The sequence below is a fragment of the Acetobacter estunensis genome, assembly GCF_011516945.1.
Classification (GTDB): Bacteria; Pseudomonadota; Alphaproteobacteria; order Acetobacterales; family Acetobacteraceae; genus Acetobacter; species Acetobacter estunensis.
In genome coordinates this window covers 1-15004 of the sequence record NZ_WOTH01000018.1, presented here as the reverse complement: position 1 = coordinate 15004, position 15004 = coordinate 1, and the positions used below count along the sequence as shown (strand labels likewise).

Annotated in this window: 11 protein-coding genes and 1 pseudogene; 8 read left to right on the top strand and 4 right to left on the bottom strand. The window is 61.0% G+C overall.

All coding sequences use genetic code 11. From position 1 onward, the window contains the following. The first annotated feature begins 105 nt into the window (after positions 1-105). Together GOB87_RS09690 and infC are read left to right on the top strand one after the other, a co-directional pair. On the top strand, positions 106-1272 hold the full coding sequence (locus tag GOB87_RS09690) for a S1C family serine protease (protein WP_242006286.1): 1167 nt from the start codon (positions 106-108) through the stop codon (positions 1270-1272). A gap of 183 nt (positions 1273-1455) precedes the next feature. After that, the gene (infC, locus tag GOB87_RS09685) at positions 1456-1992 is read left to right on the top strand and encodes a translation initiation factor IF-3 (RefSeq protein ID WP_166315977.1); all 537 of its coding nucleotides are present in this window, start codon (positions 1456-1458) and stop codon (positions 1990-1992) included. Positions 1993-2082: 90 nt separating this feature from the next. Here infC and GOB87_RS09680 read toward each other — a convergent pair whose 3' ends face one another. Both GOB87_RS09680 and GOB87_RS09675 read right to left on the bottom strand, forming a co-directional pair. Beyond that, positions 2083-3750: a stimulus-sensing domain-containing protein gene (locus tag GOB87_RS09680; RefSeq protein WP_242006290.1), complete on the bottom strand. Its 1668-nt coding sequence runs from the start codon at positions 3748-3750 to the stop codon at positions 2083-2085. Positions 3751-3981: 231 nt separating this feature from the next. Beyond that, complete coding sequence (locus GOB87_RS09675) at positions 3982-4689, bottom strand: response regulator transcription factor (RefSeq protein ID WP_166315861.1); 708 nt, start codon at positions 4687-4689, stop codon at positions 3982-3984. Positions 4690-4899: 210 nt separating this feature from the next. On the opposite strand from GOB87_RS09675, the gene GOB87_RS09670 reads away from it, so the two are divergent. From GOB87_RS09670 to dnaJ, 3 genes are all read left to right on the top strand, one after another. Continuing rightward, positions 4900-5532 (top strand): nucleotide exchange factor GrpE, encoded by a 633-nt coding sequence (locus tag GOB87_RS09670; protein ID WP_166315858.1) that lies wholly within the window; start codon positions 4900-4902, stop codon positions 5530-5532. Between the two features lie 175 nt (positions 5533-5707). Next, positions 5708-7618 carry a molecular chaperone DnaK gene (gene dnaK, locus GOB87_RS09665; RefSeq protein WP_166315855.1) on the top strand — a complete coding sequence of 637 codons (1911 nt, stop codon included), beginning with the start codon at positions 5708-5710 and terminating at the stop codon, positions 7616-7618. Between the two features lie 140 nt (positions 7619-7758). After that, a complete protein-coding gene (dnaJ, locus tag GOB87_RS09660; RefSeq protein ID WP_166315852.1) occupies positions 7759-8907 on the top strand; it encodes a molecular chaperone DnaJ in 1149 nt (382 codons plus the stop codon). A gap of 81 nt (positions 8908-8988) precedes the next feature. On the opposite strand, the gene treF is transcribed toward dnaJ, so the two are convergent. Continuing rightward, positions 8989-10929 (bottom strand): alpha,alpha-trehalase TreF, encoded by a 1941-nt coding sequence (treF, locus tag GOB87_RS09655; RefSeq protein ID WP_242006285.1) that lies wholly within the window; start codon positions 10927-10929, stop codon positions 8989-8991. Between the two features lie 185 nt (positions 10930-11114). Here treF and tldD point away from each other — a divergent pair, with 185 nt between their 5' ends. After that, complete coding sequence (tldD, locus tag GOB87_RS09650) at positions 11115-12614, top strand: metalloprotease TldD (RefSeq protein WP_166315968.1); 1500 nt, start codon at positions 11115-11117, stop codon at positions 12612-12614. 147 nt (positions 12615-12761) lie between these two features. Beyond that, positions 12762-13513 (top strand): IS5 family transposase gene (locus tag GOB87_RS09645; protein ID WP_166315849.1). Its coding sequence is split into 2 segments (ribosomal slippage): positions 12762-13092 and positions 13092-13513, totalling 753 coding nucleotides; the frame shifts between segments, so codons are not numbered across the junction. Between the two features lie 266 nt (positions 13514-13779). Here the strand turns inward: GOB87_RS09645 and GOB87_RS09640 are convergent. Then, the gene (locus tag GOB87_RS09640; RefSeq protein WP_166315846.1) at positions 13780-14163 is read right to left on the bottom strand and encodes a con-10 family general stress protein; all 384 of its coding nucleotides are present in this window, start codon (positions 14161-14163) and stop codon (positions 13780-13782) included. Positions 14164-14471: 308 nt separating this feature from the next. On the opposite strand from GOB87_RS09640, the pseudogene GOB87_RS09635 reads away from it, so the two are divergent. Then, positions 14472-14900: pseudogene (locus GOB87_RS09635) on the top strand (thiamine pyrophosphate-binding protein); the annotation flags it as partial. Between the last annotated feature and the right edge of the window lie 104 nt (positions 14901-15004).

Below are 15004 nucleotides of genomic sequence, written 5' to 3'. Positions count from 1 at the left end.
AGGCCACAGTGTTGCATGAAAAGTTCATGTTCATGAGGACAAGGCATTGCGATGCCGGCCGATTGATCGGACACTCCACGCCGTCATGAAGGTAATGTCTGTCTGATGCCCACCCATTCCGTCCGGGGAGCGCTGCTCCGTGGCCTGAAGGTCTTTCCCGTCTCCGCTCTGATGGCGTGTGCGCTCCTGCCGGTGGGGGAGGCGCGCGCCGATGCGTCGGCGCCTCCCAACACCACGCCGCCGGCCGTGACCGATGGGCTGCCGCTTGTGGCCGGACTGCCGGTTACGTTCGCGCCGCTGGTGCGTCGCGTGGTGCCGGCTGTGGTCAACATTGCCGTGACGCGCGACATCAATCCTTCCACCAACCGGCGGCTGCACGTGCTGCCGGATGTGAAGGGCACGCCATTGGAACGCCGCTTTCGTGAGCGCTTGCGACGCCATGGTGAGGAAATGCTGGGCGCGGGGTCCGGCTTTATCATCGACCCGGCTGGCGTGATCGTGACCAACAATCATGTGGTGGGGGACGCCAACAACATCACGGTGTCGCTGGCCAATGGACACGAACTACCCGCCCGTGTGCTGGGCAGCGACGATTTGACCGACATCGCCGTCATCAAGGTGGAGAGCCTCACGCCGCTTCCTTATGTGCGCTGGGGCGACAGCCGGGAAGTGCAGGTGGGCGACTGGATCATGGCGGCGGGCAATCCGTTCGGACTGGGGTCATCGGTCTCCGCCGGTATCGTCTCGGCGCGCGGGCGCGACATCGGGGCCAGCCCGTTCGATGATTTTCTCCAGCTCGACGCCCCCATCAATCCGGGCAATTCGGGCGGTCCGACCTTCAACATGAAGGGAGAAGTGATTGCCATTAACACGGCCATTGTCTCACCCACCGGTGGCTCGGTGGGCATCGGCTTTTCCATTCCCTCCGAACTGGTGATCCCGGTGGTCGAGATGCTGCGCACCGGTGGTCACATCGAGCGCGGCTGGCTTGGCGTCACGCTGGAGGATGAGGAGGGGCAGGACGGCGCGCGGGTTGTGGAGACCGATCCCGGTGGTCCGGCACAGAAAGCGGGGCTCCGTCGCGGTGATTTCATCACGCTGGTGGGGAACGACCGTGTGGAAAGTGCCCGCACGTTGATCCGCATTGTGGCTGCCCGCAAGCCCGGTTCCACCCTTTCGCTGACCGTGCACCGCAAGGCCACGACGGTGATAGTGCCGGTCACGATCGGCGCGCGTCCGGACGATGACAGCCGTGATGGCGACGATCAATGAAGGACGACATGCCTCGTCTTGCGGGGGGGCGAGTGGTTTTCGCATGGCTGCTCGCGCGGATGGCATGAATGTGGCGCTTGATATTAGCCGCAGCTTTCCGCACATAATAAGCTGGTATAGATCAAAGACTGCCGTCCCCGCGTTGCGGTGGGGGCGCTTTTGCCATTTCGACAGGAGCTGACCATAGCCAGACCACCGTTTCCCTCGACGCCAAGTCGCGAGGGGCCCCGCGTTAATGAAGAGATCCGCATTCCGCAGGTCCGTCTGATCGATCAGGACGGAGAGATGATCGGTGTCCTGCCCACCCGTGACGCGCTGGCGCGCGCTTATGGCGTAGGGCTGGACCTTCTTGAGATCAGTCCGAACGCCGAGCCGCCTGTCTGCAAGATTCTTGATTACGGCAAGTACAAGTACGAGCAGCAGAAGAAGCGCAACGAGGCGCGCAAGAAGCAGAAGGTCATCGAGATCAAGGAAGTCAAGGTTCGTCCGAATATCGACGAAAATGACTACCAGGTTAAGATGCGCGCGATGAAGAGCTTCCTCGATGATGGGGACAAGGTGAAAGTCACGCTGCGTTTCCGTGGTCGTGAAATGGCGCATCAGGAACTTGGCGTGAAGGTGCTTGAGCGTATCCGTCAGGAAGTCGATGAACTGGCGAAAGTCGAGCAGATGCCCCGTCTGGAAAACCGCCAGATGGTGATGGTGCTGGCTCCGCGCTGACGTCTTCGGCGTTCACGCAGATCGTCAAAAAGCCCCCGGCTGGAAACGGCCGGGGGCTTTTTTATTGGGCGGAAAGGAAACGACGCGCCTTCAGTCGGCGTCGTCCTCGCGGCGTGCCGGTGGCGTGCCAGTCGCGCGCGGCAGCCGGATGATGAAGCGGGCACCGATGACGCGCCCTTCTCTGTCCGTCCGGTTTTCGGCGCGGATAGTGCCGCGCAGGGCCTGAATGATCTGGCGACTGATGGACAGGCCCAGCCCCGAGTGTTGGCCGAAATTCTCCGCCTTGGGGCGTTCGGAATAGAAGCGGTCGAAAATCGAATCCAGCTTCGACTCGGGAATGCCCGGCCCTTCGTCCGTGACGGATATTTCCACCATCCCTCCTGCCGCGTGGGCTTCCAGATAGATGTGGCCATCGGGAGGTGAGAACGAGATGGCGTTGCCGATCAGGTTGCGGATGACCTGCACCAGACGGTCTTCCACCGCCAGCACGAGCAAAGGTGCTTCGGGCGTGTCGTCGGAAATGGCGAGGTCGATGTCCGGCTGATGAGGCTTGCGGGTGGACTGATGGATTTCCGCCAGCAGGGAGAGCAGCGGGACCACCGCCACAGGCTGCGCCCGCACGCGGGACAGTTCGGCATCGAGGCGACTGGCATCGGAAATATCGGTGATGAGCCGGTCAAGCCGCCGCACATCCTCCCCGATGATGGTCAACAGGCGTCTCTGTCGGTCTGGATCGTCGATGCGCAGGATGGTTTCGATGGCCGAGCGGATGGAGGAGAGCGGATTCTTGATCTCATGTGCGACATCGGCGGCGAAGCGCTCGATGGCGTCCATCCGTGTCCACAGGGCCTGCGCGCTGTCCTGAAGGGCGCGGGCCACATCTCCGATCTCGTCGCTGCGGCCTAGCAGGGCGCTCGGCACGGTGCCGGTCCGTCCCGAGTTCTCACGCATGACATGCGCCGAGGTGGCCAGCCGGAGGAGCGGGCGGGCAATCGTCAGTGAGAGATACCACGACAGCAGCACCATGATGGCCATGGCCAGCAGGAAAAGCGACAGGATGGAACTGCGGATCTTGAACAGCGATGTGTCGATCATCTCACCCGTGCGGGTAAGCTGAATGATGCCGACCGTCTGCCCGTCATGCACGATGGGTTCCGCCACGGTAATGACCAGCTTGTGATTGGCCGTGCGCCGAATATAGGGCGGTGTTTCAGGATCTTCCCGCGGCGGTCCCACTTTCAGGGAGCGGTCTCCGGGAAGTGGTGGCGGTGGACGGTCGTCCAGCCGCATGTCCTCGTCATTGCCGAAAAGAGCGTCCACAAGGCGGCGGAACAGTCCGTCATGCGAGGATGGCGTACCGTCGGCGGGCACATCCTGCATGTCCGGTGATGGCGGCGGACTGCCTGGGCGTCGGTGGGCGAGTTTTTCCTGGTGGCTATCGGCGATCAGGGTGCCATCGGGTGAAAAGATCCGGGCATCCGCTGTGGGGCTGGGCTCGGTCAGCCGCAGCAGAAGCGGCCGCGCGAGATTGGGTTCCAGCATATGCGTGCCGCCGGGCAGGCGATCGCGGCGCAGTCCACGTGCGGCGGGATTGAGTGTGACGGCGCTCTGCCCGAGCGCTCCGGCGTAGATGCGCGCCTGCTCGCGCAGGGCGCTGACCTCGGCGATCAGCAGGCTGTTGCGGAACTGACTGAGAAACAGCAGCGTGAGGCCGAACACCACCAGCGGCAGCATGTTCACCAGCAGGATGCGCCGCATCAGGGGTGAGATCAGCCGCCGGTCCGCATCGTCCTCGCCCGGGGGCGCGGGCGAGCGTCGTGTGCGGGCCAGAAGCCGTGTGCGCCACCGCCGTGTCCGCACACGCGCGAGACGGGCGATCTGGCGCAGTCGCGGCGGCAGGGCGCGACCGAGGGTGCGAAGCCGGTCCATCGGATCGGGAGATGCGGTCATGCCGCGCGATCCGTCGGGCGGAAGCCGGGTCGCACCGTATCAGTCTTCCTTGTAGCGGTAGCCGATACCGTAGAGCGTCTCGATCTGGTTGAAGTCCTCATCCACCTGCCGGAACTTCTTGCGCACGCGCTTGATGTGACTGTCGATGGTGCGGTCATCCACATAGATGTTGTCGCCATAGGCCGCGTCGATGAGCTGATCGCGCGATTTCACCAGTCCCGGACGGGCTGCCAGAGCCTTGACCAGCAGGAACTCTGTTACGGTCAGCGGGACGTCGTGGCCTTTCCACTGGCAACGGTGACGCGATTCATCGAGAGACAGATCGCCGCGCACAAGCAGGCTGGCCCCGCCCTCGCCCGCCATTTCGGCCTTGTTGACCTCGTTGCGGCGCAGAAGGGCCCGGATGCGCTCAATCAGCAGCCGCTGGGAAAACGGTTTGGTGATGTAATCGTCCGCGCCGAGACGCAGTCCCATGAGCTGATCCACCTCTTCGTCCTTCGACGAGAGAAAGATGATGGGCAGGTTGGAGCGTGCGCGCAGGCGCTGAAGCAGTTCCATGCCGTCCATGCGGGGCATCTTGATGTCGAGCACGGCCAGATCCACCGGGCGGTTGGTGAGATCCACCAGCGCCTGCTCGCCGTCGGTGAATGTGCGGACCTGATAGCCTTCGGCTTCCAACGTCATCTGTACGGAGGTCAGGATGTTGCGATCGTCATCGACCAGGGCGATCGTTTGTTTTTCCGTCACGTATCCGGTTCTCCCACAACGGAGGCGACACCCATCCCACGGTGCGCTCTGGCTTCAGTCGGGGGCACAATAGCTTGCCGGGAGGAGCGGGGCTATGGGGTATGTCTCACCTCACGAAACAGACCGGCTGCCGTACGCATGGGTGGGCAGTGAGAATTCCTTCCCGCCGATGCCTTGTCGTCCTCCATCCGGATGCCTAATTCTTGTCACATGACCAACACGACAGACACCCAAGGGGCCGAAGCGCCAGCGGAAGATGCGGTGAACGGCCCCACCGAGCACGGTTCGTCCCACACGACAGCCGGGACGGATGCACAGCCCGAAGGCGCCCCCTCCACGGACGACGTGATGAGTGCGGCCAGCACCAGAATCAAGGAGCTGGAAGACCAACTCGCGGCAGAGCACGACAAATGGATGCGTTCGGAAGCGGAGATGCAGAATCTGCGCGCCCGCGCCAAGCGCGATGTGGACGATGCCCGCCAGTATGCGGTGCAGAAATTCGCGCGTGACGTGGTCGAGGCCGCCGAGAACCTCAAGCGGGCTCTGGCCAATTTCCCTCCCCGTGCCGAAGGTGAGGACAAGCTCATCACCACGATGCGCGAAGGCATCGAGGGGACGGAGCGTTCTTTCCTGTCCATCCTTGAGCGTCATGGCGTGGTGAGCGAAGACCCGTCCGGCAAGCCGTTCGACGCCAACCAGCATCAGGCCATGGCTGAGCAGCCAAGTGCCGAACATGCGCATGGAACGGTCATGCAGGCGTGGACGCCGACATGGACGCTGCATGGACGTCTGCTCAAGCCCGCGATGGTTGTCGTCGCCAAGAACGAAGGTGGCGCTTCGTAAGGGGAAAAGGAGGCGCTCAGGGGGGTGCGGTCCTCTTGAAACCCCTGTGAGGGCCTCCTACATCGATAGGGAAAGAGGTGAACCGGTTCGGTTTTCCGAGGGTTTGCCGCGATAAATTGAAGGGTGTCGCCCGATGCTTCGGGTCAGGTGGCGCCGCTGAAGGAGAAAAGACATAATGAGCAAGGTTATCGGTATCGATCTCGGTACGACCAACTCCTGCGTCGCCGTCCGTGAAGGCAACGAAACGAAGGTTATCGAGAACAGCGAAGGCGCGCGCACCACGCCGTCCATGGTGGCCTTCACCGAAGGTGGCGAGATGCTGGTCGGTCAGGCTGCCAAGCGTCAGGCCGTCACCAACCCCACCAACACGCTGTATGCCGTCAAGCGTCTGATCGGTCGTCGTTACGACGATCCGACCGTCCAGAAGGACAAGAAGCTCGTCCCCTACGAGATCGTGAAGGGTGACAACGGCGACGCATGGGTGGAAGCCCGCGGCAAGAAATACGCTCCGGCGCAGATTTCCGCCTTCGTGCTTGGCAAGATGAAGGAGACGGCGGAGTCCTATCTCGGCGAGAAGGTCACGCAGGCCGTCATCACCGTTCCAGCGTACTTTAATGATGCCCAGCGTCAGGCCACGAAGGATGCGGGCAAGATCGCGGGTCTCGAAGTTCTGCGTATCATCAACGAGCCGACGGCAGCCGCTCTGGCCTATGGCCTTGAGAAGAAGAACGGCGGCACGGTTGCGGTCTATGACCTTGGTGGCGGCACGTTCGACGTCTCGATCCTTGAGATTTCCGATGGCGTGATCGAGGTGAAGTCCACCAACGGTGACACGTTCCTCGGCGGTGAAGACTTCGACAACCGGATCATCGATTTCCTTGCCAGCGAGTTCAAGCGCGATCAGGGCATCGACCTCAAGAGTGACAAGCTGGCGCTCCAGCGTCTGAAGGAAGCGGCCGAGAAGGCGAAGATCGAGTTGTCTTCTTCCAAGGAGACCGAGATCAACCTGCCGTTCATTACGGCGGATGCGTCGGGTCCGAAGCATCTCGTGGTCAAGCTGACCCGTGCGAAGCTTGAGAGCCTGGTGGAAGACCTGATTGCCCGCACGCTTGAGCCCTGTAAGGCGGCTCTGAAGGATGCGGGTCTGGATGCGTCTAAAATCGATGAGGTTATCCTCGTCGGCGGCATGACCCGCATGCCGAAGGTGATCGAGGAAGTGAAGTCCTTCTTCGGTAAGGAACCAGCCCGCAACGTGAACCCCGACGAAGTCGTGGCGATCGGTGCGGCCATTCAGGGTGCGGTGCTCAAAGGTGACGTCAAGGACGTGCTGCTTCTTGACGTGACGCCGCTGTCGCTGGGCATCGAGACGCTGGGTGGCGTGTTCACCCGTCTGATCGATCGCAACACCACGATCCCGACGAAGAAGAGCCAGACCTTCTCGACTGCAGAAGACAACCAGAGCGCCGTGACCATCAAGGTCTATCAGGGCGAGCGTGAGATGGCGGCTGACAACAAGCTGCTTGGCAATTTCGACCTGACGGGCATCGCTCCGGCTCCGCGTGGCGTGCCGCAGATCGAAGTGACTTTCGACATCGACGCAAACGGCATCGTCTCCGTGTCTGCCAAGGACAAGGCGACCGGCAAGGAGCAGCAGATCAAGATCCAGGCCTCTGGTGGTCTGTCGGAGTCCGACATCGACAAGATGGTCAAGGACGCCGAAGCAAACGCGGAAGCCGATAAGGCGAAGCGTGAGCAGGTCGAGGTCCGCAACAATGCCGATGCGCTGGTCAGCCAGACTGAGAAGTCGCTCTCCGAGGGTGGCGACAAGGTTCCGGCCGATGTCCGCAGCGAGGCGGAAGAGGCCATCAAGGCTGTGAAATCGGCTCTTGAAGGTTCGGACGCGGACACGCTGAAATCGGCTTCCGAGCGTCTGACGCAGGCGGCGATGAAGGTCGGTGAGGCCGTCTACAAGGCCGGTCAGGGTGCCGAGGGTGCGGCGGAAGGCGCCACTGCTGGCGGCGCCAAGCCCGATGAGAAGGTTGTCGATGCCGACTTCGAGGAAATCGACGACAACAAGAAGTCCTGAGCGGATATGCCGTGATGGGGTGGGACTGTCCCGCTCCATCACTTCACGGGAGGGCGGTCTTGTGCTCTCCGAGGGTCCCAGACGCCCGCTCCGTTCAGGGAGCGGGCGTTTGTGCTTTCATCCCACTCATGAGGAACTAGATGGCCACCAAACTGGATTATTACGCTGTTCTGGAAGTCTCTCGGGAAGCCTCCTCTGACGAGCTCAAGAAGGCGTACCGGAAACTGGCCATGAAGTATCACCCGGACCGCAATCCGGGGGATGGCGCGGCCGAGGCGCGCTTCAAGGAAATCAACGAGGCGTATGACGTCCTCAAGGACGAGCAGAAACGCGCGGCCTATGACCGCTTCGGTCATGACGCGTTCACCAATGGCGGCGGTGGCGGACCGGGTGGCTTCGACTTCGGCGGCGGTTTTGCAGGCGGCGGTCTGGGCGACATTTTCGAGCAGATGTTCGGCGACATGATGGGCCGTCGCGGGGGCGGCAGCGCTGTGCGCGCGGGCTCCGACATTCAGGTGCAGGTCGAGGTTACGCTGGCGGAAGCCTTCAGCGGCGTGAAGAAGCCTGTCACTGTTCGCACCCGCATTTTGTGCGAGTCCTGTGACGGTACCGGCTCCAAGGAAGGCGAGGCTGGCGTGCAGGTCTGCCCGTCCTGTCACGGTGCGGGCAAGGTGCGTGCGCAGCAGGGCTTTTTCGTGGTCGAGCGTCCATGCCCCACCTGTCATGGGGAAGGCCGCGTGGTGAAAGACCCGTGCGCCTCATGTCATGGCGAAGGCACCATCGAAACCACCCGCACGCTGGAAGTGGCCATTCCGGCCGGGATCGAGGACGGCACGCGCATCCGCCTTTCGGGCGAGGGGGAATCCGGTGGCAAGGGCGCGCCCGCAGGCGATCTGTATGTTCATATCGCCGTGCAGCGCAGCGAACTCTTCCAGCGTGACGGCTCCAACATTTATGTCCGCGTGCCGCTGCGCATGACGCAGGCCGCACTTGGCACCGAGATTGAGGTGCCGGTTGTGGACGGCTCACGCGCCAAGGTGAAGATCCCTGCCGGAACGCAGGGTGGCGAACACTTCCGTCTTCGGGGCAAAGGCTTTTCCGTCCTGCGGTCTTCTGCCCGGGGAGATATGTATGTGCAGGTCGTCGTTGAGACCCCGCAGAATCTGACCAAGCGCCAGCGCGAACTTCTTGAAGAATTCGAGACGGAAGCGGGGGAGCATGTCAAAAGCAGTCCGGAACATGCCGGTTTCTTCAGTCGTGTGAAGAGCTTCTTCGAAGGACAGGACTGAACGTTCGGTCCCGTTTCACTGAAAAAGGCCTGCTCCCGTTCGGGGCAGGCCTTGTTTCATGAGCGAAATGTATCGACAGCGTCAGGGGTGATCGGGAGAGAGCGGCACGCCATCGTGGGGTACGCTCTCCTGTGAGGCCGCCTGCCCCTTGAGCGTTGGATGCACCACCGTTGCGATGGGTGGAGCATTGGGCTGGAGGCCGTCGCCCGGCGTATCCTCGATTTTGGATTCCTGACCGGCCTGTGGATTGTGATTAAGAATCTGCTGCGTCAGGCGCGGATAGCGGTTCATCATCCCGACCAGCGTACCGTTGGTCCAGCCGAAGCCGATCTGCATGGGGTATTCACCGCCACCCGTGCCGCCATCCTTCTGAATGGTCGGGCTGACGACATCGTATTTTTCAAGAAGAACACCGCTCTTTTCATAGGTTCCGATCACGCGCGTCATCCAGCGCCGCGCGATGTCTTCCGCCAGAGCGTCTTCCTTGTAGGCCGAGAGACCTTTCACAGCCATCCACTGATAAGGCGCCCAACCGTTGGGAGCGTCCCATTGCTGTCCGCTGGTGACGGTGGAAGCTGCGATGCCACCGGGTTTGAGCAGAGACTCCCGCACCGTCTGCGCCACGGCGTGACCCTGTTCGGGAGTGGCCATGTTGAAAAACAGGGGAACGACAGTGGCGGCGGACAGAACGCCTGTATGGGTGTCGGTCTTCCAGTCGTAATCGATGAACGCCTTGCGGTCAGCATCCCAGAAGACACGTTGAACGGTCGCCACGCGTCGGGCCGCTTCGGCGGCGTAGTGTCGGGCCTGCATCTTGTGGCCGGCCAGTTCGTGGGCTTTCGCCAGTGTCTGCACCAGATGCACCACGGCGACGCTCATCTCGATCGTGACGAGATCGGTGGTGCGAATGGTGGAGAGCGTGTGTCCGTCCGCCAGCCAGCGCGAGGAGAAATCCCATCCTGTTTCGGACCCGGCGCGCAGATCACGCCAGAGTTCGTGCGCGGGACGATCCGTGGTGCGGGCGGTGGCGATGTCCTGCGGGTAACTCTCGTCACGCGGTGTGTCGAAATCGTCCCATGGGCGCGTCAGGAAGCTACCGTCGCGCAGCCGGACGGCATGCCGCCACGCCTGACCGGGCTTGAGCGTGGCTTCACCGTCCGTCCAGTAGGCATATTCTTTCTGGAGTTCGGGAAGATATTTCACATAGATGTTTTTGCCATCATGCTGGGCCAGCAGATCGAGCATCGTCGCGAAGAAAGCAGGTTGCGAGCGCCCCAGATAATAGGTGCGCGCCCCATTGGGGATGTGCCCGTAACGGTCGATCATGGAGGCGAGGCAGATAAAGGTCGAGCGCAGAAGATCGACGCGGTTGTCCTCATACAGCCCGATCATCGTGAAGTAGCTGTCCCAGTAGTACAGCTCCGAGAAGCGACCGCCCGGCACCACGTAGCGCTGGGGTTGTGTCAGCAGCGAGGACCACGGCACGGGGGTGTCTGGCTGGCGTGTCAGCACGTCCCACATGCCCGAAATGTAGTCGCGCACGCTTTCGTCCGGAGTGCGCTGATACGCAGCCGAGACGATGGCCGGGACGGTGAACCACGTTGCCACGAAGGTCTTGAGGTCGAAGCCCGGCTGATCGTTCTGGCTGCGCCATGCGGCGAGGATCTCCTCGGGCGGGCGGTTGGGATAGGCATCGGCGGCAGCCTTGGCATCGGTAAAGATGCGCGCCCGTCCGATGGCGTCGAACAGCCCGTCGAGAATGATGGAAGGAGGCCGCAGATCCTGATGCTCGGGCAGACGCGCGGCCTGTGGAGGCGGAATAATGGCGGGGTGCAGCAGCACGGGCACATCGTCCGGGGAGACGGCCTCGGGCGTGACCGGCGCGGTATCGGACGAAACCTTCATCGTCTCTCCTGCCGTCTGGGCGTGAGCTGCGGGGGAAAGCGCGCTTCCGGCAGTGAGGGCAAGGATGCCGGAAGCCAGAAAGCGGGAAAAGCGGATATGCGCGGTCCTACGCGTCAAATGATGTCCTTTCTTCATAGCGTCATGGCCCGGCTGGGAGAGAAACGCAGGAGGTCCCGATGGGGTCCGTCCGTCATCCGACTTTTCTGTCGGTGACGAAAGCGAGTATGACACAAAGACGTATCAGGGTGGTGAACGGTCCGGCGCTTGCCGACCCGCTGCCCGTTCTTGCGGGAGTCTTGCCCATGTCGTCCGATGCCTCAACCCTGAACGCCTCTTCCCGCGCTCAGTCGGCCGTAGCCGGTCTTGGTCCGCTGGCTGCGACCGATCATCTGTTCTTTGAGCGGGCCGCTTCCCGCCTTGGTCGTGATGAAGCGCAGATGCTGACGGCCGACGCGCTGGCTGGCATGGATGATGGTGAACTGTTTCTGGAATACCGCGAAAGTGAAGGGCTCTCACTTGATGATGGCGTGATCCGGTCCGCGTCCTTCGACACATCCAGCGGTTTCGGCCTGCGCAGCGTGCTGGGCGAGGAAACCGGTTTTGCCCATTCGGATGAGATCAGCGCGAAGTCCCTCCGCCGCGCGGGTGAGACCGTGCGCGAGGTTCGCAATGGTCGCACCGGCGTCATGGCGCCCCCGCCGCGCTCTACGAACACACGCCTTTATGCAGACATCAACCCGCTGCACGAGACGGATTTCGCCCGTCGTGCTGCTGTGCTGGGGGACATCGATGCCTATGCCCGGGGGCGCGATGCCCGCGTGGTGCAGGTCATGGCGTCCCTCGTGTCCGAATGGCAGGCCGTGCAGATCGTGCGCGCGGATGGCACGCGTGTGGCAGACCTGCGCCCGCTGGTGCGTCTGAACGTCTCTGTGGTGGTGGAAAAGGACGGGCGGCGCGAGAGTGGCACGCACGGCTTTGGTGGACGCTACAGCCTGACGAAGCTGATCGAGGAAAATGCGTGGCGCGGGGCGGTGGACGAGGCGCTGCGCACGGCACTGGTCAATCTGGATGCGCGCCCGGCTCCGGCGGGCGAGATGGAAATCGTGCTCGGTTCCGGCTGGCCCGGCATTCTCCTGCACGAGGCCGTGGGACATGGGTTGGAGGGGGATTTCAACCGTAAGAAGACCTCCATGTTCTCTGGCCTGATGGGCAAGCGCGTGGCCAGCCCGGGCGTGACAGTGGTGGACGATGGCACTCTCCCCGACCGGCGCGGCAGTCTGACCGTGGATGACGAGGGAACGCCTACGGGCCGCACGGTGATGATCGAGGATGGCATCCTGACCGGTTTCATTCAGGATCGTCTTAATGCGCGTCTGATGGGGGCAACACCTACGGGCAATGGCCGTCGCCAGTCTTACGCTCACATGCCGTTGCCGCGTATGACCAACACCTTGATGCTCGGTGGTGAAGCGACCAATGAAGACATGATCCGTTCTGTAAAACGTGGTCTTTACGCCGTGAATTTCGGTGGCGGTCAGGTGGATATCACCTCCGGCAAGTTCGTGTTCGCGGCGTCCGAGGCGTATCTGATCGAGGACGGCAAGGTGACGGCTCCCGTGCGGGGAGCGACACTGATCGGAAACGGCGCGGACGCCATGACCTCGATTTCCATGATCGGGTCCGATGTGGCGCTCGATCCCGGGATCGGCACATGTGGCAAGGCGGGGCAGGGCGTGCCGGTGGGTGTGGGACAGCCCACGCTCAAGATGACGGGACTGACAGTGGGCGGCACGGCTTCCTGAGTAGAGAAAGATAAGAGTATCGAGAGAGCGCCTGGCACTGCTCCGGGCGCCTTGTACCCTTGTTGCTGGAATAACGTCCTGCGCTGCGGAGGCGGCTTAGGGTTTGTGGGGATTCACATGAGGCATGGGTTATGATTCAAGCTTCGGATGGAACGCTTTGTGCTGACAGACGCCCAATGGGCGCTGATTGAACCTCATTGCCCTGGCAAATCGACCGATCCGGGCCGAAGCGGTCGCGACAACCGTCTTTTCATGGAAGCGGTGCTGTGGATTGTCCGAACGGGCAGTCCATGGCGTGATCTGCCCACTGCGTTCGGCAACTGGAGCACGGCCTTTCGTCGCTTCAGCGATTGGCGCAATGCCGATGTTTTCAAACGGATTTTCGAGGCCCTGTCCAGTGATCCGGACATGGAATATGCCATGGTCGATGCAACGATCGTGAAGGTTCATCGTCATGGTCAGGGCGCAAAAGGGGGACGCAGAGCCAGGCCATTGGCCGCTCGAAAGGCGGCATGACGACGAAGATTCTCGCGCTGACGGATGCCTTGGGCAATCTCGTGCGTTTCCGTCTGATGCCCGGACAGCGCTTCGACAGTGTGGAAGTGCTACCGTTGATTGACGGTCTCGAATTCGATGCCTTCATCGCCGACAAGGCGTTCGACAGCAACGCCATCATTGCCGAACTGAATGAAAGGGGCGCAACAGTTGTTATTTCCCAGCATCCGCGACGTTCAAAGCCACTGCTGCTGGATCGGGAAATCTATAAATGGCGGCATTTGATCGAGAACTTCTTCTGCAAGCTTAAGGAATTCAAACGCATCGCAATGCGGGCCGACAAAACAGACAAAAGCTTCAGCGCCATGATCTATCTCGCCGCAGCCATCATCCATTCACGGTGAATCCCCACAAGCCCTAAAGGATTTTGTATTTGGTGTGCTTCGGAGTTGATATTTGCGCATAGACTCTTCTTGAAAAAGAGCATCACCCCATAATCAGTTAGGACGTCCGTTTTCTATCGGATCATCGCCTTATAAGTAGTGGTCGCGTTCACTCGCAATTATGGCGAGGCTTCAGGAAAATCATCGGAACAGGCTGACGATTGTAATCGTTCTGTCTGATTGACCGGAAGCATGGCGAGCATGCTTCCGGCGCAATGACCGCGTTATCAGGATTTGTGGCTGGCATGCCCACCCTTGCGGCCAGCTTCGGCCGCTTTTTCCGGATTGTCTGCGAAATTGCCGGACTTGTGCGCTCCCTCTGTATGGGAGGCTTCAGAGCCGTGTCCTCCATGACTGGCCTGTCCGCCTTTGCGGCCTGCTTCTACGGCCTTTTCATGATCTTCTGCAAAGTTTCCCGGATTGTGTTGGGCTTTTTCATGAGTTGTGGTGCTGTCATGACCTCCGTGGCTGGCGTGCCCGCCCTTGCGACCGGCCTCAGAAGCTTTCTCGCGATTTTCAGCGAAGTTCCCAGCGTTGTGGCTTCCAGTGCTCTCTCCCGAGCGGTCGGCAGCGTATGCGATGGGATGACGATTTTCGTGATTGTAGAACATACGAAGACTCCATTTCTGTTCCGGCTGAAAACATGACCTCATTTTCATGTGTGTTCGATGCAGGTCTGTTTTCGGATCCGGTGGAGACTCAAGGAGCTTGAGATGGGAAAGTTGCAAATATAAATAGAAAAGATTTCAGATTGGGTTGGTTTTTTCGAACATAGGATGCGCTGCTTCGTGGAAGCTTTTGATTCCACGTCAAACACGGTTTCGATTCTGAAAAGTTCGTTTTGAAAGCGAGGAACGCATCAAATCCGAAAGCGTATGGAGTGTGACACACGTATCGCACAAGTTTTCGGAGAAATAGGATGAATGTCAGTGAATTCGTCTGGAGGCGCCTCCGGGAATGGGGGCTTGCCCGTGTCTATGGATATCCGGGTGACGGGGTGGGCGGTCTGGATGTCGCGCTGGAAGCGGCGCTGAAAGAAGGTACGGAGTTTGTGCAGGTCCGTCATGAAGAAATGGCGGCTTTCATGGCCAGCGCTCACGCCAAGTTCACCGGACAGGTCGGGCTGTGTTACGCCACATCGGGGCCGGGTGCGATTCACCTTCTGAACGGTCTTTATGATGCCAAGCTCGATCATGTCGGAGTCGTGGCCATTGTGGGCCAGCAAATGCGCTCCGCCATCGGGGCCGCCTATCAGCAGGAAGTGGATCTGCAGGCGCTGTTCAAGGATGTGGCCAGTGAATTCGTGGCCACGGCTTCGGTTCCTGCACAGGTGAGGCATCTGATCGACGCGGATTTCTCACATTTTGTCTGAAGAGTGTTATTCTCTGTTCTGAGAGCTGTGTCCTGTGCGTCTGATCTGGAATGACAACGGCATTTTGCCTCTGGAGGCAG